Raw genomic sequence first — 19,152 nt, 5'->3', positions numbered from 1 at the left:
GTAGGGTGTGGTGGAATGAAAACTCTAGGTGGGTCAATGAGCAAGCGTATCGTGGTTTGCGGTGACGATTTTGGCATGAATGCCGACATCGATGAAGGGATGCTTACGCTGGCCAGCATGGGCCGTATCAGTGCGGTCAGCTGCTTGTCTCTGGGGCCAACATTCTCTTCGAATGCGCGCCAATTGGCGCAGATGAATGTGGACATCGGCTTGCACCTGAATTTCTCTGAACAGCTCACTGCGGATGCTGCCCCCATGCCGTCTTTGCGCGGATTGATCCTGCGCGCTTACACCGGCCGGCTCGATCCTGACTGGATCGATGCACAACTGAATCTTCAATTCGATGCGGTGGAAGCCGTATTGGGTCGAGCCCCGGATTACGTCGATGGCCATCAGCACGTACATCAATTGCCCGGCATCAGGGAACGTGTGCTGTTGCAGTTAAAGCAGCGCTACGGCGATGCCCGGCCCTGGCTGCGTCAAACAACGCCGGGCATGCTTTGCGGTATCCCCCTTAAAGAGTCGATCAAAGCTCGCATCATCGGTGCTTTGGGGGCGGGGGCATTGGCGCGCCAAGCAAGCAAGGAAGGTGTGCGGACCAATCGCCGTCTGCTGGGTGTGTATGGTTTTGAAGGCGGCAAACGCCGCTACGCCGATCTGTTGCAGAACTGGCTGTTCAATGCGCGGGATGGTGATCTGCTGATGTGCCACCCTGCGGCGGATAGCAAGGAAGGCAGTGCGATGTCGCGGCAGCGCCGGGCCGAGTTCGACGTGCTGACCTCGCCCAAGCTGGGCGACTGGTTAAGCGCCAATGGCGTGCGCATTGCGCGGCTAAGCGCCGTCGCCCATTGATGGTTCTGCTGGCGCATTGATTGAATCTTGCGTCAGGCTTTGCAGCAGCCACGCGCCAGCGGGGCCTAGCGCGCGGCGGGTGGACCACACCGCATCGACTCGGATATGCCGCGGCCAGCCGGGCACGGTCAGTTCCACCAGTTGGTCGCGGCCAAAGCGCTGGATCATCCAGCGTGGCAGTTCGGCCCAGCCAAATCCCAGACTGGCCATTTCAAGCAGCATCAGATATCCGGGCGCCGACCAGGTCGAATGTGAAGGCGCTGCATCCTTGTCGTCAAGCTCATAGGTGCTCAAGCGCAGTTCTCGTTCGGCCTTCAGCTCATCGTCCGTAACGCGGGTTTTGCCTGCCAGTGGATGGCTGCGGCCCACGCACAGCACAATCTCAGACAGGTCCGCCAAGGTCGCGTGCGCGACATCGGGCGGATAACTGTCCTGCGCGGCCATCAGCCCCAGATGCGCGCGCCCCTGCTGCACCAACGCCACCACGTCCTCGTATTCCGCGATCAAACATTCAAAGCGCAGCGCCGGGTAGCGCCGGTCGATCTGACTAAGCATCGTTTCGAAGGTCTGCGACTGGAAGGTGTCGGACAGCACCACGGTAAGACGGGGTTCCAGCCCTTCGGACAACTGGCTGGCACTGCGGTTTAGGCGGTCATTGGCGGCCAAGACTTGCAAAGCCTGTCCCAGCAGGATCTGGCCTGCCGGGGTCAACGCTGGCTGACGCTGGCTGCGGTCAAACAGCGTGACGTTCAGGTCCACCTCCAGGTTGGCGATGGTTTCGCTGATGGTGGATTGGCTCTTGCCCAGCTTGCGCGCCGCTGCTGAAAACGTGCCTTCGGAGGCGACCTGCGCAAAAGCGGCTAGCGATTCCAGGGAGTGGCGCATTGGGGGGCAACCTGATGGCGGGTGGCGGAGTATCGGTTTTTCCGATGGATATTATCTTTATCGTACCGGAAATATCGTCGAAAATCGCTTCCACTTTGTAGAAACCGACCGCAGGTGGGTCATGACGCAAGCCAAGAAAACCCTTAAAGAACGCTTTTTCCACGCCTTTTTATTCGAGATTCTCGCCATCGGCATCTGCGCGCCAGCAGCCGCTTGGGCCATGGGCAAATCCCTGTTTGAGATGGGGGTGCTGACCGCAGTCATCGCCTGGATCGCGCTGGTCTGGAACATGATTTACAACGCGGGCTTTGACCGCATCGAGAACCGCATGGGCTGGACCCGCAATCTGCGCTTGCGCGTGGTGCACGCGTTTGGCTTTGAGCTGGGCCTGATCCTGATTGTGATCCCGCTGGCGGCCTGGTGGCTCAGTATCAGCCTCTGGGAAGCCTTCGTGCTCGACATCGCCCTGGTACTGTTCTACCTGCCATACGCCTTTTTCTACAACCTGGCCTATGACCGCTCACGTCCGCGCGTCATGCAATGGCTGGGCCGGGGCAAGGTAGAGGCAGCGGCCGTTACGGCCACCGCTACGGTCACGCATCAATCACCTTGCGCGTGAACATTTCCAGGTAATCCATCAATGAATCCGCGCCTTTGATGGCCGCGGATTCATTGCCGGTGGCGATGCCTTCGGCCATCAGCATGTGGCGGCGGGCGCCTTCGGCGACATCGCCCTCGTGCTGATAGGCGTACCAGAAGCGCCGGCACTGAATGATCAGCGGCTCTACCGCATTCACGGCTGACACGTTGCGGCTGGCGGCGTGGCAGACGTGATCCAGCAACTGATCGGCGTGCATATAGTCGTCCAGATTGCCGCCTTCGGCGGCGCGGATCATCTGCGCCGCGCAATCCACAATTTGGGTGCGTTGCACGGGTGTGGCACGCCGCGCCGCGCTGGCCGCGATCAATTGCTCCAGGGCGCGACGGGTCTGGATAAGGTCCATGTGATCCGCCAGTTGGATCACGGACACGCGCAAGCCCCGCCGGGGCTCTTGGCGAATGAGGCCCGCGGCCACCATGCGCAGCAGCGCCTCGCGCAAGGGCGTGCGCCCCAGCCCGGTTTTTTCCACCAGATCCGCTTCTACCACCGCACTGCCGGGCTGCAATTGCAGCGTGGCGATCATGCTTTCGATCTGGTCGTAGGCGACATCCGCGGCGCGCCGTTTGGGTTCTGCTCCTGCCATCAATTATTATTTTCCTTCGTTTTGCGCCACTGCGTGTAGGCCAGCCATTCGCCGACGAACCCGCGCCGGAAGAACGACACGCACAACACGAAAATCAGCCCGATGACGATGGTGACGACATCGCCCAGGGTGGCAAGATAGTTTTGCAGACTGACGACCAGCGTCGCGCCCACCACGGGGCCCCACACCGTGCCGATGCCGCCCAACAGCGTCATCAGCAACACTTCGGTAGAGGTTGCGAGCGACACGTCGTTCAGCGCCACCAACTGAAGCACCAGCGCCTTGAGCGAGCCGGCCAGACCGGCAACCGAGGCGGACAGCACAAAGGCCAGCAGCTTGCACCGATCCGTATCGTAACCTAGCGAAATAGCGCGCGGCGCGTTGTCCCGAATGGTCTTTAGCACTTGGCCGAATGGCGAATGGATCACCCGGTAGACGAACAGAAAGCCCAGAACAAACACGGCCAGTGAGAAGTAATACATATTGGTGTCCACGCTCAGGTCCACCAGGCCCAGAAACTTGCCGCGCGGAATGCCTTGCATGCCGTCTTCGCCCCGCGTCCAGCCCACCTGCACCGCCATGAAGTACGCCACTTGCGACAAGGCCAGCGTGATCATCGCGAAATAGATCCCGGTGCGCCGGATCGCAAGCCAGCCGATCGCATAGCCGATGGCAGCGGCCATCGCCACGCCGCAGAGAATGGCAATTTCAGGAGGCAGGCCGCGAGCGCCGAACAGAATCATCATTTCGCCAGCCGCGTAGCCAGCCCATCCGAAGAAGGCGGCATGGCCGAAAGAAACCAGACCGGTAAAACCCGTCAGCAGATTGAAGGCCAGTGCAAACAGCGCAAAGCAGAGCACCTTCATGACAAATACGGGGTAGACCACTTGCGGAAAGAACGGCACTAGCAGCGCAGGCACCACCAGCAGCGCAAGAATGCGGATCGAAAGAGGGATGCGCGGCACCTTATTTCTCCTTGCCGAAAAGGCCAGCGGGGCGCATCAGCAAAACGATGGCCATCACGATAAATACGACCACGGTGGATGCTTCGGGATAGAACACTTTGGTCAACCCTTCCAGCAGGCCCAGCGCCAGGCCGGTGACGATGGCACCCATGATGGAGCCCAGGCCCCCGATCACCACCACGGCGAAAACGATGTTCAACAGGTTCGAGCCCATCAGCGGATTGATTTGCATGACGGGAGCGGCCAATACACCCGCCACCCCAGCCAGCGCCACACCAAAGCCGTAGGTCAGGGTAATCATCACCGGCACGTTCACTCCGAAGGCTTGCAGCAGCTTCGGATTCTCGGTGCCGGCGCGCAGCATGGCGCCCAGACGGGTGCGTTCGAACAGATACCAAGTGGCGAAACACAGCGTCAGCGATGCCACCACGACAAAACCGCGATAGGCAGGCAGAAACATGAAGCCCAGGTCAAACCCGCCTTGCAGGATTTCCGGCGGTTCGTAGCCCACGCCCGAGATGCCGTAGAAATAGCGGAAGCCGCCTTCCATCATCAGCGCGATCCCGAACGTCAGCAGCAGTCCGTACAAGTGATCCAGGTGATACAGACGCTTGAGCAACGTCTTTTCGATCAGGACGCCTACTGCGCCTACAAGCAGGGGAGCTATGATCAGCGCCGCCCAGAAGTTGATCTGTACGCCGGGTCCCAACAGCTGTGGCAACTGCGTGAAGCCGATCCACGCCAGAAACGCCGCCATCATGAACTGGGCGCCATGCGTGAAGTTGACGATATTGAGCAGGCCAAAAATGATGGCCAGCCCCATGCTCAGGATGGCGTAGAAGCAGCCATTGATCAGCCCCACGAGCAGTTGGGCGAGCAGGGCGGGAAGTGAGATGTCGAACATAGTGGGCGGCAGGCGGTTGAGCGCGTCGGGTTCCGGGACGTGCGCGGCGGCAAGACAAGCCGCGCACAGGGCGGACGCGCCGGGCTGGGCGCCCGGCGCGCGGCTTGGGCTTTACGTCTTATTCAACGCGCACGCGGCTTGGGGCTTGGGGAAGACCTCTTCGCCCTTCAACACGGACTTCACGTTGTAGTAGTCCCAAGGCGCCTTGGATTCAGCCGGCGTCTTCACTTGCAGAAGCAGCATGTCATGCACCAGCGCGCCGTCCGCACGCAGCTTGCCGTTGCGGATCACTGCGTCATTGATCGTCATTTCGCGCAGCTTGGCCATGACGGTGGGCGCGTCATCCGTGCCTGCGGCTTCGATCGCTTTCAGATAGGACAAGGTGGCCGAATAGACGCCGGCTTGAGAGGCCGTCGGCATTTTCTTGGCCTTCTCGAAGAACTTCTTGGCCCAGGCGCGCGAAGCGTCGTCATAGTCCCAATAAAAGGCTTCGGTCAGGTACATGCCCTGCGCCTTGGGCAGGCCCATGCTGTGCACGTCCGAAATATAGGTCAGCAGCGGCGCGACGATCTGCTTCTTGTTGATGCCGAATTCGTTGGCCTGCTTGACGGCGTTGACGGTGTCATTGCCGGCGTTGGCCAGCGCAATCACGTCCGCCTTGGATGCCTGGGCCTTCAATAGGAACGACGAGAAATCATTGCCGGGGAAGGGGTGGCGCGACACTCCCACCACCGTGCCTCCGTTCTCCTTGATCACTTCGGTCGCATCTTTTTCGAGCGAGTGGCCAAAGGTGTAGTCGGCCGTGATGAAGTACCAGGTCTTCTTGCCTTCCTTGACCAGTGCGCGCGCGGTGCCGGCGGCCAGCGCGTAGGTGTTGGTCGTCCATTGCGCGTTGAGCGGCGAGCACTTTTCGCCCAGGATCGCCGTGGACAGGCCGGCGGACGGCATGGTCACGCGATTCTTCTGCTTTGCGATTTCCATCACGGCCAGCGCGGTGGATGCGGTGGGGAAGTCGGTGATCATGTCCACCTTGCCCTGGTCGAACCATTCGCGCGCCAGGTTGGCCGCCACGTCGGGCTTGTTCTGGTGATCGGCAGCCACCACTTCCACCGGCTTGCCCAACACCTTGTTGCCCATCTCTTCGGCCGCCAGGCGGGCAGCGATCACGGAGCCGTTGCCCGCCAGATCGGAATACACACCGGACAAGTCGGTCAGCACGCCAATCTTGACGACATCGTCGCTGATCTTGGCTTGGGCGTGAACCGCGCCAGCTGTGCTCAAGGCCAGCAACGCTACTGCGATTTGATTCAATTTCATCTGACTACGCTCCGTGTAGGAAGGGGGGACTGCGGTCGGAAGGAATACGGCGGGGATATCAAATGCCGAGCAAAGCGTTCAGCCTTTCCTGCGATTGCTGGACCTCGGCGCGGTCGATCACGGCAACCACTTGACCGTGTTCGATGACGTAATGACGGTCTGCCAGGTGCTGGGCGAAACGGAAGTTCTGTTCGACCAGCACGGTGGTGTAGCCGCGCTCTTTCAATTGCCGGATCACACGGCCCAGCGACTGCACGATGACAGGGGCCAGGCCTTCCGTGATTTCATCCAGCAACAGCAAGCGGGCGCCGGTGCGCAAGATGCGCGCCATTGCCAGCATCTGCTGCTCGCCACCCGACAAGCGCGTGCCGGGGCTGTGCGCACGCTCTTTCAGGTTGGGGAACATCTTGTAGATCTCCTCCACCGACATGCCGTCCGGCCCCACCGAGGGCAGCAGCATGAGGTTTTCTTCGGCGGTCAACGACGCATAGATGCCGCGCTCTTCGGGGCAATAACCAATGCCTCGGCGCGCGATCTTGTGGGTGGGCAGGCCTACGGTTTCCTGCCCTTCGATCTTGATGGAGCCGCTGCGGCGGCCCACCAATCCCAATATGGATTTCAATGTCGAGCTGCGGCCTGCGCCGTTGCGGCCTAACAGCGTGATGCACTCACCCGGCTTCACGTCCAGGTCGATCCCATGCAGGATGTGCGATTCGCCGTACCAGGCGTGCAGGTTGCGGATCTCCAGCATGCTGGCGGATGCGCCGGCCACGGCTTCACTCATCTTCGGCTCCCATGTAGGCCTCGCGCACCGCCGGGTTTTCCGACACGGTGGCGTAGGGGCCTTCGGCCAGAATCTCGCCCCGTTGCAATACGGTGATGGTGTCGGAGATGTCCGCCACCACTTTCATGTTGTGTTCGACCATCAGGATGGTGCGCCCGGCCGACACTTGCTTGATCAAGTGTTTGATGCGGTCGACGTCTTCGTGGCCCATGCCCTGCGTGGGTTCGTCCAGCAGCAGCAATTCGGGTTCCAGCGCCAGCGTGGTCGCGATCTCCAGCGTGCGCTTGCGGCCATAAGGCAGGTCGCCCGCTGCCACGTCCAGATGCGTGCGCAGTCCCACTTGGTCCAGCAGTTCTTCGACGCGGTGGTGCAGGCTTTCCAGCGTGCTTTCCGAACGCCAGAAGCAATAGTCCACCCCCAACTTGCGTTGCAGAGCCACGCGCACGTTCTCGCGCACCGACAACTGCGGAAACACGGCGGATATCTGAAATGAACGCACGATGCCGCGGCGCGCGGTCTGCGCGGGGCGTTCCTGCGTGATATCTACGCCGTCGTAAAGGATCTCGCCGCGAGTCGGTATATGGAACTTGGTCAGCAGATTGAAGAACGTTGTCTTTCCTGCGCCGTTGGGGCCAATCAACGCATGAATGGCGCCGCGCCGCACGCTCAAGTTGACGTTGTTGACCGCCACGAAACCGCGGAATTCCTTGGTCAGGCCCCGGGTCTGAAGGATGATGTCGCTTTGCATGGTGTTCGATAGGCGTGCAGTGAGACAGGCTCTGGCGTGCGGCGGCGTTGCCGCACGCCAGAGAGGTTGTTCTTCGTCCGGGGCTGCGCCGCTCAGGCCGATTGGTACTGTTTCGGACGCTTGGCCAGGGCGGCCTGGATGATGGCTGTGCAGCGTTCGCGTTCGGCGCCTGTCAGCGGCAAGCGCGGACGGCGCACATGTTCATTGCCGACGCCAGCCAGTGTTTCGGCCAGCTTGATGTTTTGCACCAGTTTGGTGGACACATCCAGGTGCAAGAGCGGCGTGAACCATTGATACAGCGCCAGCGCTTCTTGCCACTTGCCGGCCTTCATCAGGTCGTACAGCGCAACCGTTTCGCGGGGGAAGGCGGTGACAAGTCCAGCCAGCAGGCCGTCGGCGCCTAGTGCCAACGCTTCAAACGACAGATCGTCCACACCAATAAACAACTGATAGCGCGTGCCCAGCGCGTTGCGCAGGTCTGTCAGGCGGCGCACGTCGTCGCTGCTTTCCTTGATGGCGACGAGCCACTTGCAGTCGGCCAGTTCGACCATGTGTTCGGTCTTCAAGTCGACGCGGTAGGCGACCGGATTGTTGTAGATCATGCAGGGCTTTTGCGCCGCTTCCGCCATGGTGCGAATGCTCTGCATGGCTTCACGCGCGTCTGCCACGTAGATCAGCGAGGGCATCAGCATGAAGCCGTCTACGCCCAGGTCCACCGCGGCCTTGATGAAGCGCAGCGCTTCGCGGGTGCTGGTTTCCGACACGTTTGCCAGTACCGGGATGCGGCCGGCGCTGACTTCCACTGCGCAGCGCGTGACCTCCAACTTTTCTTCAAGCGTAAGGGTGCTGGCTTCGCCTAGCGAGCCGCAGGTGACCAGGCCGTGAACGCCGTTGTCGATCAGGAAGCCGAAGTGCTTGCGCATGGCTTCAAAGTCGAGGGTTTCGTCGGCATGGAATTTACTGGTTACGGCAGGAAATACACCCTGCCAACGGACGTTACTCAACTGGGTTCTCCTCAGGATTGCGTCGCTTCAATGGTGGAGCGGCGAGCAGAACCAAAGTCTAATATTCGATAAATATATTTAGTAGATATTTTTATATGGGAGTTTCCCGAGAGCGGGTTTTCCCGGCGGGCGAGCACTGCTATGTGTGGGGTGCGCGGCGCGCGAATGCCACCGCAGGAGAGAAATCAGCCTTGCTTGCGCTTGTATGCCCGCGTGGCGTCCTGCATGAAAGTTTTAACGGCGGCTTCGTATTGCGCGCCACTGCGGAAAGCGCCCGAATGCGAAGCGCCTTCGATCTTCACAAGCCGCTTCAGATCGGGCGCCACATTGCGAGCAGCGGCAAACAATTCATCGCTCATCGTGTGCGGCACCACGCGGTCTGCGGTGCCGTGCATGAACAGCATGGGCGTGTGCATTTGCGCCAGCTTATCCACCGAGTCAAAGGGCTGCGTCACCAGCAGACTGGCGCCGGGCAACTTGCCCCAGCGCAACGTGGCAAGCATCGCACCGATGCTGGTGAAGCTGGATTCCACGATGAGCCCGGCAAAATCAGGCTGTTCCGGACGTGCTGCAAGGTCAATGGCAATGGCGCCGCCCAGACTGTGCCCGTAGACAAAACGCCGGCTGGCGTCGGGTTGCAGCCGCGCCAGCTCCTTCAAGCCCGCCATGGCGTCTTCCAACGCGCTGGCTTCCGATGGCAAACGGGGTGTGGATGCGCCAAAGCCGCGATAGTCGATCGCCAGCACGGAATAGCCCATGCGTGTCCATCCGTCGATGCGGAAGGCGCTGCCGTTCAGATTCCAGCGCGCCCCGTGCAGGTACAGCACGGTGGGCGCATTGGCTTTGGGACTTTGCCAATACCAGGCGCGCACTTTGTCGCCATTGGCCAGCGCCAGGTCATAGACTTGCGTACCGTCGGCGGGATCTCGCCACCAGGTCTGAGGTTCGGCCTGGGGTGAAAAAATGGTCTGGCGTTGCCAAGAATCCAGCTGCGAGCAGCCGACGACGCTGGCGGCTGCAAGTACACCGGCCGCAAACAGGCGGCGGCCGGAAAATCGGGGCAGAAGGCGGGTCAGGGCGGGCATGAAAGATATGACCGTGTCCGGCCGTGTGGGTTCCGGCACCAGCATACTCCCGCCTGTGCGACCCGGCCCTCGCTTGCTATCCGGCGTTGGGATACACCTCGCGGGTCAAGGCCAGCCACGCCTGCGCCGCATGGGAGAGGTAGCCGCCGCGACGCCACACCAGCGCCATTTCCCAATCGGTGCCCGCATCTTGAAGCGGTACGCGGCTGACTCCAGCGTGCACAGCTTCACGTACTGTCAGGCGCGGCAGAAATGCCACGCCCAATCCGGCGGCGACCAGCGCCACGATGAAATCGATCTGACCGCTACGCGCCGCGATGACGGGCGCAAAGCCAGCACGCTGGCACGCGTCATGGATGATGCGGTTCAAGGCAAAGCCCGTCTCGAACAGAATGAAAGGGGAATCGCGCAAATCCGCAAGACGGGTCGATTCGGCCTGTGCCTGCGGGTGGTCTGCGGGCAATAAGGCCACCAGCGGTTCGCGCGCCACCGCTTGCCATTCCACGTTGTCCGGCAAGGGTTTAAGCGAAGCAGCGAGTTCAATCTCGCCCGCCATCACCATTTCTTCAAGGCGTCTGCTGCCGTGTTCGACCAAGCTGATTTCAATGTCTGGATAGCGGCTGCGAAAGCGCGCGAACATCGGTGCAAATAGCGAGCTGCTGCCCAGCGGAGGCAGCCCCAGACGCAGCACGCCGCGTTTCAATCCCTTCAGATCGTCCAGCTCGGCGTAGAGATCGTCGCGTTCCGCCAACATTCTGAGCGCTCGCCGATAGACGATTTCGCCCGCCTCCGTCAGCCGTATGGGCTGCGCGTGGCGGTCCAGTAGCGGCGTGCCCAGCTCGTCCTCCAACTGACGCACCGCCTTGCTGATCGTGGGCTGGGTGGCATGGATGATCTTGGCCGCCTGTGAGAAACCGCCTTGGCGGATCACTTCTACCAAGGCACGTAATGGGCGCAGTTCCATGGTTATGCCTGTTTGGAATAGATTGGATTCTTAGAATTCATTTTATCTATGGTGCGCGCGGGCGTAAAACAGGGACTTGCCGCTGGAATTCCTCTCATGCCTCGCCTTCGTACCGTCATTGTTTTGCGCAACGCGCTGCGCCGCAGCCGCGCGCTGCAAATCGCCATCATCGTTCTGTTTTCTCTGGCTGGCCAAGCCATGGTGACATTCTTGGACTTGCCCGTGCCCGGCGGCGTGATCGGCATGGCGCTGATGCTGATCCTGCTGGCAACCCGGCGCCTGCGGGTGCGCAACGTGCAGCGCGGCGCGAGCTTATTGCTGGGCGAGATGCTGCTGTTCTTTGTGCCGGCTGTCATGTCGCTGCTGGATCACCGCGAATTCCTGGGGTTGCTGGGGATAAAGTTGCTGACCGTCATTGCACTCGGGACCATGCTCGTCATGGCCGGCACCGCGCTGACCATCGACCTTTGCTACCGCTGGATGAACCGCCATGCCGCTTGAGTTCAACCTGTTTTTCTGGCCTGTGGCGACGGTGCTGGCATACGTCTGTGCACGCCTGATCTACCGGCGCTATGCCTATTGGTGGACGTCCACTCTGGTGATCGCACCGGCACTGCTATTGGCTCTGGCCATCGCTTTGCACACCGGCTACCGGGACTATATGTCCGGCTCGCACTGGCTGATGGCGATGCTGGGGCCGGTCATCGTGGCCTTTGCCCTGCCGCTGTTTGAGCAGCGCGCATTGATCCGCCGCTACTGGCCGGTGCTGGCCGCGGGCGTTGCGGTAGGCAGCCTGATCGCGGGAGTCAGCGCCTGGGTGCTGGGCAGCCTGCTGGATCTGCCGCCCGACCTGCGCTTGAGCCTGCTGCCGCGCTCGGTCGCCACTCCCTTTGCTATTGCCGTGTCGTCTCATGTGGGCGGTGTGCCCGATCTGACTGCCGTATTCGTCATCGTGACGGGCGTATTTGGCGCGGCGATCGGTCAACTGATGCGTCAATGGCTGCCGCTACGTTCCGCTTTGGCTAGGGGGGCGTTGTTTGGCATGGGCGCGCACGGCGCCGGAACAGCAAAAGCCCGCGAGCTGGCAGCCGATGAAGGCGCCGTCGCGGGCTTGGTCATGGTGATGGCGGGTTTGTTCAACGTGTTGATCACCCCCGCAGTCGTCGCCGGCCTGCTGGCCTGACGCAGCTTATCAGTGGGCCAGTTCCAGCACCACCGGGTACAAGGACGCCACCAGCAGCAGGGCCATGCCGACATTGAAGGCGCGGATCGCCCAAGGCTTGTGCAGCACGCGGCGCAGGGCGGTGCCAAACGTTACCCAGACGCCAATGCTGGGCAGGTTGACGACACCGCACACAATCGTGGCAATGACCAGGTTGGCAAAAAAGCCGTTCTGCGGCGTATAGGTCGCCACGACGCCAACGGCCATCACCCAGGCTTTAGGGTTGACCCATTGGAACGCGGCAGCCTGCAGAAAGGTGAATGGCTTGCCGCGTGCTTCCCCGTCGTCCATTGCGCCTGAGTTCGCGATTTTCCAAGCCAGGTACAGCAGATACGCCGCACCCGCGTATTTCAGGATGGTGTACAGCACGGGCACCTGTTGAAACACCGATCCCAGGCCCACGCCGACCAGGAAAATCATCAAGGTAAAACCCAGGTTCACGCCCAGCAGGTGGGGCATGCTGCGCCGGAAGCCAAAATTCAGCCCGGACGACGCCAGCATCACATTGTTGGGTCCCGGGGTAATGGAGCTGACCAGGGCAAACAGCGCCAGCGGACCTAATAACGATGCGGAGGCAAGGGGCACATCAGCCCAATTGGTCGGGAAAAGAGTCATGACAACAGCCAGAAGAGAAATGCGAGGGGGCACGGCGGGCAAGCAGAAGAGTCCTGGTTGCGGGCTTACCGTATTGCTGTCACTCTACGCATAGTTAGCGGTACAGTACCGGTACACATTGGCATGTCACTTTAATCACTGGCCTGGTCAAATCCCCATGACAGTTGCTCCCGCCTCATCTTTGCCCTGGCAGCCCGTGCGCCAGGCCGATGCCACTTTGGTGGCCCAACTGGCCGATGGCCTGGCCCGCCGCATTGACGAGCAAGGCTTGCGGCCCGGCACCCGCTTGCCGTCCATCCGCAAGATGGCCGAACAATCCGGTGTCAGCCGCTTCACGGTGGTGGAGGCCTATGACCGGCTGGTGGCGCGCGGTCTGGTGCAGTCACGCCGGGGCGCGGGATTTTTTGTGCGGGCGCGCAGCGGTCCGTTGACAGCGGTTTCCGCGCCTTCCAGTTCGCTGGCGCCACCCGCCCGCATCGACATCGCCTGGCTGCTGCGCAGCATGTTCCGCGAAACTGGAACGCAGGGCATGCCCGGGGGCGCCGGCTTGCTGCCGGCCGACTGGCTCGATCCCGACATGGTGGCGGGCGCGGTGCGCGCGGTAGGGCGGTCGGTACGCGCCAATCTGGTCAGCTACGGCCATCCCCAAGGTTTTGCGCCCTTGCGCCAGCAAATCGCCGCTACGCTGCAAAGCGATGGCGTGCCGGCGCACCCGGATCTCAATCTGCTGACGACCAATGGCGTCACGCACGCGTTGGATCTGATCGCGCGTTACATGGTTAAGCCGGGCGACACCGTACTGGTCGAAGATCCCGCCTGGTTCGTCATCTTTGGCCGCCTTGCGGCGTTTGGCGCGCGGCTGATCGGCGTGCCGCGCCGGCCGGATGGCCCAGACTGCGCGATGCTGGAACAACTAGCCGCCCAGCACAAACCGAAGCTTTTTCTGATCAACAGCGCTGTGCATAACCCGACCGGCCATTCGTTGTCGGCTGGCGTGGCCTATGACATTCTGCGCATTGCCGAGCGTCACGACTTCATGGTGGTCGAAGACGACACCTATGGCGAGCTGCATCCCGGCGGCGCCATGAAGCTGGCAGTGCTAGACCGCCTGAACCGCGTCATCCTGGTGGGCGGCTACTCCAAGATGCTGGCTGCCAGCCTGCGTGTGGGTTATGTGGCGGCCAATCCTGACATTCTGCAAAAACTGGCCGACCTGAAGATGCTGGCCGGTTTGACCTCGCCCGAGCTGGGCGAGCGCGTGATCCATCGGGTGCTGATGGAAGGGCAGTACCGGCGCCATATCGAGCGCGTGCGGGCGCGGGTGGACGACGCCCGGCAGCGATGCCTGAAAGGGTTGATGAAATTGGGCTTGACCGTGCACCACGAACCGAACGCCGGGATGTTTGTGTGGGCGGATTGCGGCCGCGATACCGAGGTTCTGGCGCGCGAGGCTGCCGATCGTGGCATGCTGCTGGCGCCTGGCACCCTGTTTTCACCGTCCCAGGCGCCGTCGACCATGCTGCGCTTTTCCGTCCCCATCGTGGACGATCGCGGGATCTGGACGGAACTTGAAAAACTCTTCGCGCAAAACGGCCCCTACAATCAATAATATGCAGCTGTCTATCTGAAGGAACCGTCATGTCCGCACCGATCAAACCCCTGACCGAAAACTTTGCCGTCGCGCCTCAACTGGGTCCCGACGATATGGCTGATGTTGCCGCAGCCGGCTACAAAAGCGTGATCATCAATCGCCCCGACTTTGAAGGCGGCCCGGACCAGCCCACTGCGGCGGATGTGTCCAAGGCTGCGGAAGCCGCTGGCTTGAAGGTTGAATATCAACCCGTCGTGGGCAGTGCGATGACGGTCTCTGATGTCGTGCGTTTCGACGAGCTGCTGCGGACTCTGCCCGCGCCCGTGCTGGCCTATTGCCGCACCGGCACCCGTTGCACCAATTTGTTCGCCGCAGCTCAACAGCTGCGCTGAATCCAGCATTGACGCGTATCAAGTGCGCCGGGTTCAATTGATGTGAACCCGGCAGCTTTCCGGTAGCATAAAGATTCCTCTCAAACAGGAGCAGGCAAGATGTTCAAGAAGATCCTGATTCCCACCGACGGCTCGCCGCTGTCGGCTCAAGCCGCCAATGCGGGCATTACCTTTGCACGTTCCGTGGGGGCTGAGGTTGTCGGCCTGTACGTGACGCAGCCCTTCGCTGCCACGATCGGTTTCGACGGCATGGCCGCAGCCTATGCCATTACCGACGAAGACTACGAAAAGGCATCGGCCGAACAAGCCGACAAGTACCTGAAGCAAATTATTGACCGCGCCGATACCGCCGGGGTCAAAGCCGAATCTCGCGCCGTGTCCAACTTCAATGTGGCCGACGGCATCGTGCAAGCCGCAACCGATGCTGGTTGCGACCTGATCTTCATCGGCAGCCACGGCCGCAGCGGCCTGTCGCGCTTGCTGTTGGGCAGCGTCACCGCCAAGGTGCTGTCGCTGGCCAGCACCGCCGTGCTGGTGTATCGCGTCAAAGAAGATAAGAAGTAAGCACGGCACCGCCGTTGCGACAAAGCCCCTCTTTATCGAGGGGCTTTTTTTGGCTTGTATCTTGCCGCGCGGCGCGTAATATTTACGCATCAGTGCGGGCGCGATTTCGCTAGACCCCTGCAAGACACGCGGCATGGCGCCCGCCGCGGCAGCGCCCGGTCGGGCTTGCCGTATTTGCCAGGTGGTTCACTGCAAGGAAAGAGGCCATGACTCGCAAGACGCGTATCGAGCTTTACCGCAATATCGGCATCAGCGCCCATATCGACGCGGGCAAAACGACGACAACCGAGCGCATCCTCTTTTATACCGGCATCACCCACAAAATCGGTGAAGTGCATGACGGCGCTGCCGTGATGGACTGGATGGAGCAAGAGCAGGAGCGCGGCATCACGATCACGTCTGCCGCCACTACCGCCTTCTGGAAAGGCATGGCCGGCAACTACCCGGAACATCGCATCAACATCATCGACACCCCCGGGCACGTGGACTTCACGATTGAAGTCGAACGCTCGATGCGCGTGCTGGACGGCGCGGTCATGGTCTATGACGCGGTGGGCGGCGTGCAGCCGCAATCCGAAACTGTCTGGCGTCAGGCCAACAAATACAAAGTGCCGCGCCTGGCTTTCGTCAACAAGATGGACCGGGTTGGCGCCGACTTCCTGCGCGTGCAGCGCCAGATTGCCGAGCGCCTGAAAGGCGATGCCGTGCCCATCCAATTGCCCGTGGGCGCCGAAGACCATTTCGAAGGCGTGATTGACCTGGTCAAGATGAAGGCCATCATCTGGGACGACGCCAGCCAAGGCGTGAAATTCGAATACCGGGACATCCCCGAGTCCATGCAGGCGCAGGCTCAGGAATGGCACGACAAAATGGTGGAAAAGGCCGCAGAGGCCAACGAGACCTTGCTTGAAAAATACCTGTCGGGTGAAACGCTGACCGAAGCGGAAATCAAGCAGGGGCTGCGCATACGCACCGTGGCCAATGAGATCGTGCCCATGTTGTGCGGCAGCGCCTTTAAAAACAAGGGCGTGCAGGCCATGCTGGACGCTGTCATCGACTACATGCCGTCGCCGCTGGATGTGCCTGCCATTAAGGGCCATGACGAACGCGACCGCGAAATCGAACGTCATCCCGCCGACAACGAGCCGTTCTCCGCGCTGGCCTTCAAGATCATGACGGACCCGTTCGTAGGCCAACTCGTGTTCTTCCGCGTTTATTCGGGCGTGGTGAAATCCGGCGATTCAATCTTCAATCCGATCAAGGAAAAGAAAGAGCGGCTAGGGCGCATCTTGCAGATGCACGCCAATGAACGGCGCGAAATCACCGAGGTGTATGCAGGCGACATCGCGGCCGCCGTGGGCATCAAGGATGTCACCACCGGCGATACCTTGTCCGATCCCGCGCACGTCATCATTCTTGAGCGCATGGTCTTCCCCGAACCCGTGATTTCACAAGCGGTAGAGCCCAAGACCAAGGCCGACCAGGAAAAGATGGGCATCGCGCTGAACCGGCTGGCACAAGAAGATCCTTCGTTTCGCGTGCGCACGGACGAGGAATCGGGCCAGACCATTATTTCGGGCATGGGTGAGTTGCACCTGGAGATTCTGGTCGACCGCATGAAGCGCGAGTTCCACGTCGAGGCCACGGTGGGCAAGCCGCAAGTGGCCTACCGCGAAACGATCCGCAAGCCTTGCAACGAAGTCGAAGGCAAGTTCGTCAAACAATCTGGCGGACGCGGCCAGTATGGCCACGTGGTGCTGAAGCTGGAGCCGCAGGAACCAGGCAAGGGCTACGAATTTGTGGATGCGATCAAGGGCGGGGTGGTGCCGCGCGAATACATCCCCGCCGTGGACAAGGGCATACGCGAGTCATTGAACGCTGGCGTGTTGGCGGGATACCCCGTCGTAGACATCAAGGTGACGCTGTTCTTTGGGTCTTACCATGACGTTGACTCAAACGAAAACGCCTTCAAGATGGCGGGTTCGATGGCGTTCAAGGAAGGCATGCGCCGCGCCGATCCCGTGCTGCTGGAACCAATGATGAAGGTGGAAGTGGAAACGCCCGAAGACTTTACCGGCAACGTCATGGGCGACCTGTCATCGCGGCGCGGCATGGTGCAAGGCATGGAAGACATCGCGGGCGGCGGCGGCAAGGTAGTGCGTGCCGAAGTGCCGCTGGCCGAGATGTTCGGCTATTCCACGTCTTTGCGTTCACTGACACAAGGCCGCGCGACGTACACCATGGAGTTCAAGCACTACGCCGAAGCGCCGCGTCAGGTAGCGCAGGATGTCATTGCGGCCCAAGGCTCGGGCCGCTGATTTCGCTATGGCAATGTCAGGCGGGGGCGGTTTCTGCGGCCGCCCTTGCCCGTATCCGCGACGAGGCCAGTTTCACGCCCATCAGAATCATCACGAAGCCATAGGCATGAAATAGTTGCGGGGTCTCGCCCAGCAACGGCCAAGCCAGCAGTGCGGCGTACACCGGCACCAGGAACATCGATAAGCCAGCCGTTGCGGGGCCGGCCTGGCTGATCAGCCGGCCGTACACGTAGTACGCGCCCAGGCTGGGCACAATAGCCAGGAACAGCAGCACGGCTGCCAGCCGTGGATCGGTCCAGGGCGGCGTTGCGCCAGTCGCTGCTTCGATACCGGCAAAGGGCGCCAACGCCAGCACGCCACCCAGCATCATCGTTGCCAACCGCGCGCTGTCCGGCACGGCGGGCAGCGTCAGGCGCTTTTGCAGCACGGTATAAAACGCCCACCCCGTAGCCGCCAGCAGCACCCACAGATCCCCTTGCCCGAAAGCCAGGCGGGCCAGCGCATAGGCATCCCCTCGCGACAGCACGATCAGAACGCCGCCCAAGGCCAGCGCCAGACCTGTTGCGCGCACCGCGGACAGCGCCTTGCGCCAGATAAGAGCTTCCAGCAACGCGACCAAAATAGGGCTGCAGGAAAAAATCAGCGCAATATTCGTGGCGCTGGTGGTTTGCGCGCCGATGTACTGCGGCGCCACGGCCACGCCCATACCCAGGACCGCAAGCGGCAACAAGGCGGGCAATCCACGCCATAGCGCGCGGCGGTGCGTACGCAAGGCAGGCAAGGCGATGGGAAGCAGAATCAGCAAGGCAATCAGCCATCGGCCAAAAGCGAGAAAGACGGGGGGCAGGCTGGCGTCATGGGCCCAGCGGGCCGCAACCATATTCGAAGCGAATAACGCGGGGGCGGTCAGTAGCATGGCGGTGCCGGACAGGCCCAGACCAGATCTTGCGGGTAGCGCGGATGCGTGCGACATGATTTCCAGCCGCGCGGATCGGCGCGCGGGTTGCTGCGTGGTAGCTACCGGCGCTTGCGCCGGGTTGTGCCGCAGCGAAAGCGCCGAAATACGACAGGCGGGATAGGCGCCTGTCTTGCTGGAAAGTCTACGGCCGGGTGAACAAAATAGGTTTCTTGATTCACGCCAATTTGGCGTGTTGTGAAAAATATCTTCCCTATAAAATAGAATTTCGTAGAGAAAATATCCTTTAATTCGCTCCCCCTATGTCCGTACCTCCAAAAATCGACGAAACCGATCGCAAAATCCTGCGTGCATTGCGCCTGGACGGGCGGTTGACCAATCTGAAACTTGCCGAGCTGGTGGGCCTGTCGCCCACGCCGTGTTGGAATCGCGTCAAGGCGCTGGAAGAGGCGGGTGTGATCGAGGGTTACGCGGCCTTGTTGAATCAAAAGGCGCTGGGTTTGCCGGATACCGTCATGATCGAGGTAACCCTTGAGCACCATGATGACGAGACGCTGGCGCGCTTTGGCGAAGAGATCACCCGGCTGCCAGAAGTCGTCGAAGCCTTTCTTGTCTCGGGGGAATACGACTACCTGATCAAGGTTGCCGTGGCGGGCACCGAAGGCTATGAAGAATTCCTGCGCAAGCGCCTGTACAAGCTGCGCGGCGTGCGCCACAGCCGTTCCACGTTTGTGCTGCGGCGGTTGAAACACACGCCATCGGTTGAGCCTTGAGCAGCGTGC

General features: G+C 61.2%; 21 protein-coding genes. 9 read left to right on the top strand and 12 right to left on the bottom strand.

Features of this window, described 5'->3' with window-relative positions; genetic code table 11:
- The first annotated feature begins 36 nt into the window (after positions 1-36).
- Positions 37-852 (top strand): ChbG/HpnK family deacetylase, encoded by an 816-nt coding sequence (locus RAS12_RS18460; protein WP_306937887.1) that lies wholly within the window; start codon positions 37-39, stop codon positions 850-852.
- On the opposite strand, the gene RAS12_RS18455 is transcribed toward RAS12_RS18460, so the two are convergent.
- Positions 832-1,737, bottom strand: a complete 906-nt coding sequence (locus RAS12_RS18455) for a LysR family transcriptional regulator (RefSeq protein ID WP_306937885.1) — start codon at positions 1,735-1,737, stop codon at positions 832-834. The genes RAS12_RS18460 and RAS12_RS18455 overlap by 21 nt on opposite strands.
- 121 nt (positions 1,738-1,858) lie before the next feature.
- Between RAS12_RS18455 and RAS12_RS18450 the strand changes: the two genes are divergently transcribed.
- Positions 1,859-2,356 carry a multidrug/biocide efflux PACE transporter gene (locus tag RAS12_RS18450; RefSeq protein WP_306937883.1) on the top strand — a complete coding sequence of 166 codons (498 nt, stop codon included), beginning with the start codon at positions 1,859-1,861 and terminating at the stop codon, positions 2,354-2,356.
- Here RAS12_RS18450 and RAS12_RS18445 read toward each other — a convergent pair.
- From RAS12_RS18445 to RAS12_RS18405, 9 genes are all read right to left on the bottom strand, one after another.
- Complete coding sequence (locus RAS12_RS18445; RefSeq protein ID WP_306937881.1) at positions 2,331-2,981, bottom strand: GntR family transcriptional regulator; 651 nt, start codon at positions 2,979-2,981, stop codon at positions 2,331-2,333. The two genes, RAS12_RS18450 and RAS12_RS18445, sit on opposite strands and share 26 nt — an antisense overlap.
- The gene (locus tag RAS12_RS18440) at positions 2,981-3,946 is read right to left on the bottom strand and encodes a branched-chain amino acid ABC transporter permease (RefSeq protein WP_306937880.1); all 966 of its coding nucleotides are present in this window, start codon (positions 3,944-3,946) and stop codon (positions 2,981-2,983) included. Before RAS12_RS18440 ends, RAS12_RS18445 begins: the two co-directional genes overlap by 1 nt.
- Position 3,947: 1 nt before the next feature.
- Positions 3,948-4,850 carry a branched-chain amino acid ABC transporter permease gene (locus RAS12_RS18435; RefSeq protein ID WP_306937879.1) on the bottom strand — a complete coding sequence of 301 codons (903 nt, stop codon included), beginning with the start codon at positions 4,848-4,850 and terminating at the stop codon, positions 3,948-3,950.
- Positions 4,851-4,961: 111 nt separating this feature from the next.
- Complete coding sequence (locus RAS12_RS18430; protein ID WP_306937878.1) at positions 4,962-6,167, bottom strand: ABC transporter substrate-binding protein; 1,206 nt, start codon at positions 6,165-6,167, stop codon at positions 4,962-4,964.
- A 58-nt stretch (positions 6,168-6,225) separates the two neighbouring features.
- Complete coding sequence (locus tag RAS12_RS18425) at positions 6,226-6,951, bottom strand: ABC transporter ATP-binding protein (RefSeq protein WP_306937877.1); 726 nt, start codon at positions 6,949-6,951, stop codon at positions 6,226-6,228.
- Positions 6,944-7,699 carry an ABC transporter ATP-binding protein gene (locus RAS12_RS18420; protein WP_306937876.1) on the bottom strand — a complete coding sequence of 252 codons (756 nt, stop codon included), beginning with the start codon at positions 7,697-7,699 and terminating at the stop codon, positions 6,944-6,946. Before RAS12_RS18420 ends, RAS12_RS18425 begins: the two co-directional genes overlap by 8 nt.
- Positions 7,700-7,791: 92 nt before the next feature.
- Positions 7,792-8,703: a dihydrodipicolinate synthase family protein gene (locus tag RAS12_RS18415; RefSeq protein ID WP_306937873.1), complete on the bottom strand. Its 912-nt coding sequence runs from the start codon at positions 8,701-8,703 to the stop codon at positions 7,792-7,794.
- 185 nt (positions 8,704-8,888) lie between these two features.
- Positions 8,889-9,788 (bottom strand): alpha/beta hydrolase, encoded by a 900-nt coding sequence (locus tag RAS12_RS18410; protein ID WP_306937871.1) that lies wholly within the window; start codon positions 9,786-9,788, stop codon positions 8,889-8,891.
- Positions 9,789-9,864: 76 nt separating this feature from the next.
- The gene (locus RAS12_RS18405; protein ID WP_306937869.1) at positions 9,865-10,752 is read right to left on the bottom strand and encodes a LysR family transcriptional regulator; all 888 of its coding nucleotides are present in this window, start codon (positions 10,750-10,752) and stop codon (positions 9,865-9,867) included.
- Between the two features lie 96 nt (positions 10,753-10,848).
- Between RAS12_RS18405 and RAS12_RS18400 the strand changes: the two genes are divergently transcribed.
- Both RAS12_RS18400 and RAS12_RS18395 read left to right on the top strand, forming a co-directional pair.
- Complete coding sequence (locus RAS12_RS18400; protein WP_306937867.1) at positions 10,849-11,253, top strand: CidA/LrgA family protein; 405 nt, start codon at positions 10,849-10,851, stop codon at positions 11,251-11,253.
- Positions 11,243-11,935: an LrgB family protein gene (locus tag RAS12_RS18395; protein ID WP_306937865.1), complete on the top strand. Its 693-nt coding sequence runs from the start codon at positions 11,243-11,245 to the stop codon at positions 11,933-11,935. Before RAS12_RS18400 ends, RAS12_RS18395 begins: the two co-directional genes overlap by 11 nt.
- A 9-nt stretch (positions 11,936-11,944) precedes the next feature.
- Here RAS12_RS18395 and RAS12_RS18390 read toward each other — a convergent pair whose 3' ends face one another.
- Complete coding sequence (locus tag RAS12_RS18390) at positions 11,945-12,589, bottom strand: LysE family translocator (protein WP_306937864.1); 645 nt, start codon at positions 12,587-12,589, stop codon at positions 11,945-11,947.
- A gap of 196 nt (positions 12,590-12,785) precedes the next feature.
- On the opposite strand from RAS12_RS18390, the gene RAS12_RS18385 reads away from it, so the two are divergent.
- The 4 genes from RAS12_RS18385 (at position 12,786) to fusA (ending at position 17,454) form a co-directional block, all read left to right on the top strand.
- Positions 12,786-14,198, top strand: coding sequence for an aminotransferase-like domain-containing protein (locus RAS12_RS18385; RefSeq protein WP_306951508.1), 1,413 nt, complete (start codon positions 12,786-12,788; stop codon positions 14,196-14,198).
- Positions 14,199-14,227: 29 nt separating this feature from the next.
- On the top strand, positions 14,228-14,572 hold the full coding sequence (locus tag RAS12_RS18380; RefSeq protein ID WP_306937862.1) for a protein tyrosine phosphatase family protein: 345 nt from the start codon (positions 14,228-14,230) through the stop codon (positions 14,570-14,572).
- Positions 14,573-14,671: 99 nt separating this feature from the next.
- Positions 14,672-15,136, top strand: coding sequence for a universal stress protein (locus RAS12_RS18375; protein ID WP_306937860.1), 465 nt, complete (start codon positions 14,672-14,674; stop codon positions 15,134-15,136).
- A 206-nt stretch (positions 15,137-15,342) separates the two neighbouring features.
- Positions 15,343-17,454 carry an elongation factor G gene (gene fusA, locus RAS12_RS18370; RefSeq protein WP_306937859.1) on the top strand — a complete coding sequence of 704 codons (2,112 nt, stop codon included), beginning with the start codon at positions 15,343-15,345 and terminating at the stop codon, positions 17,452-17,454.
- A 16-nt stretch (positions 17,455-17,470) separates the two neighbouring features.
- Here fusA and RAS12_RS18365 read toward each other — a convergent pair whose 3' ends face one another.
- Positions 17,471-18,427 carry a DMT family transporter gene (locus tag RAS12_RS18365; protein ID WP_306937858.1) on the bottom strand — a complete coding sequence of 319 codons (957 nt, stop codon included), beginning with the start codon at positions 18,425-18,427 and terminating at the stop codon, positions 17,471-17,473.
- 245 nt (positions 18,428-18,672) lie between these two features.
- On the opposite strand from RAS12_RS18365, the gene RAS12_RS18360 reads away from it, so the two are divergent.
- The gene (locus RAS12_RS18360) at positions 18,673-19,143 is read left to right on the top strand and encodes an Lrp/AsnC family transcriptional regulator (RefSeq protein ID WP_306937856.1); all 471 of its coding nucleotides are present in this window, start codon (positions 18,673-18,675) and stop codon (positions 19,141-19,143) included.
- Positions 19,144-19,152: the final 9 nt, after the last annotated feature.

Source organism: Achromobacter seleniivolatilans (assembly GCF_030864005.1).
Classification (GTDB): domain Bacteria; phylum Pseudomonadota; class Gammaproteobacteria; order Burkholderiales; family Burkholderiaceae_B; genus Achromobacter; species Achromobacter seleniivolatilans.
The sequence above is the reverse complement of the archived record's forward strand: the minus strand, read 5'-3'. Positions and strand labels throughout refer to the sequence as shown.

Excerpts from the sequence above, each read along its gene's own strand:
- RAS12_RS18460 (WP_306937887.1), top strand. The coding sequence starts at position 37 with ATGAGCAAGCGTATCGTGGTTTGCGGTGACGATTTTGGCATGAATGCC.
- RAS12_RS18455 (WP_306937885.1), bottom strand. The coding sequence starts at position 1,737 with ATGCGCCACTCCCTGGAATCGCTAGCCGCTTTTGCGCAGGTCGCCTCC.
- RAS12_RS18450 (WP_306937883.1), top strand. The coding sequence starts at position 1,859 with ATGACGCAAGCCAAGAAAACCCTTAAAGAACGCTTTTTCCACGCCTTT.
- RAS12_RS18445 (WP_306937881.1), bottom strand. The coding sequence starts at position 2,981 with ATGGCAGGAGCAGAACCCAAACGGCGCGCCGCGGATGTCGCCTACGAC.
- RAS12_RS18435 (WP_306937879.1), bottom strand. The coding sequence starts at position 4,850 with ATGTTCGACATCTCACTTCCCGCCCTGCTCGCCCAACTGCTCGTGGGG.
- RAS12_RS18430 (WP_306937878.1), bottom strand. The coding sequence starts at position 6,167 with ATGAAATTGAATCAAATCGCAGTAGCGTTGCTGGCCTTGAGCACAGCT.
- RAS12_RS18425 (WP_306937877.1), bottom strand. The coding sequence starts at position 6,951 with ATGAGTGAAGCCGTGGCCGGCGCATCCGCCAGCATGCTGGAGATCCGC.
- RAS12_RS18420 (WP_306937876.1), bottom strand. The coding sequence starts at position 7,699 with ATGCAAAGCGACATCATCCTTCAGACCCGGGGCCTGACCAAGGAATTC.
- RAS12_RS18410 (WP_306937871.1), bottom strand. The coding sequence starts at position 9,788 with ATGCCCGCCCTGACCCGCCTTCTGCCCCGATTTTCCGGCCGCCGCCTG.
- RAS12_RS18405 (WP_306937869.1), bottom strand. The coding sequence starts at position 10,752 with ATGGAACTGCGCCCATTACGTGCCTTGGTAGAAGTGATCCGCCAAGGC.
- RAS12_RS18400 (WP_306937867.1), top strand. The coding sequence starts at position 10,849 with ATGCCTCGCCTTCGTACCGTCATTGTTTTGCGCAACGCGCTGCGCCGC.
- RAS12_RS18395 (WP_306937865.1), top strand. The coding sequence starts at position 11,243 with ATGCCGCTTGAGTTCAACCTGTTTTTCTGGCCTGTGGCGACGGTGCTG.
- RAS12_RS18390 (WP_306937864.1), bottom strand. The coding sequence starts at position 12,589 with ATGACTCTTTTCCCGACCAATTGGGCTGATGTGCCCCTTGCCTCCGCA.
- RAS12_RS18380 (WP_306937862.1), top strand. The coding sequence starts at position 14,228 with ATGTCCGCACCGATCAAACCCCTGACCGAAAACTTTGCCGTCGCGCCT.
- RAS12_RS18375 (WP_306937860.1), top strand. The coding sequence starts at position 14,672 with ATGTTCAAGAAGATCCTGATTCCCACCGACGGCTCGCCGCTGTCGGCT.
- fusA (WP_306937859.1), top strand. The coding sequence starts at position 15,343 with ATGACTCGCAAGACGCGTATCGAGCTTTACCGCAATATCGGCATCAGC.
- RAS12_RS18365 (WP_306937858.1), bottom strand. The coding sequence starts at position 18,427 with ATGTCGCACGCATCCGCGCTACCCGCAAGATCTGGTCTGGGCCTGTCC.
- RAS12_RS18360 (WP_306937856.1), top strand. The coding sequence starts at position 18,673 with ATGTCCGTACCTCCAAAAATCGACGAAACCGATCGCAAAATCCTGCGT.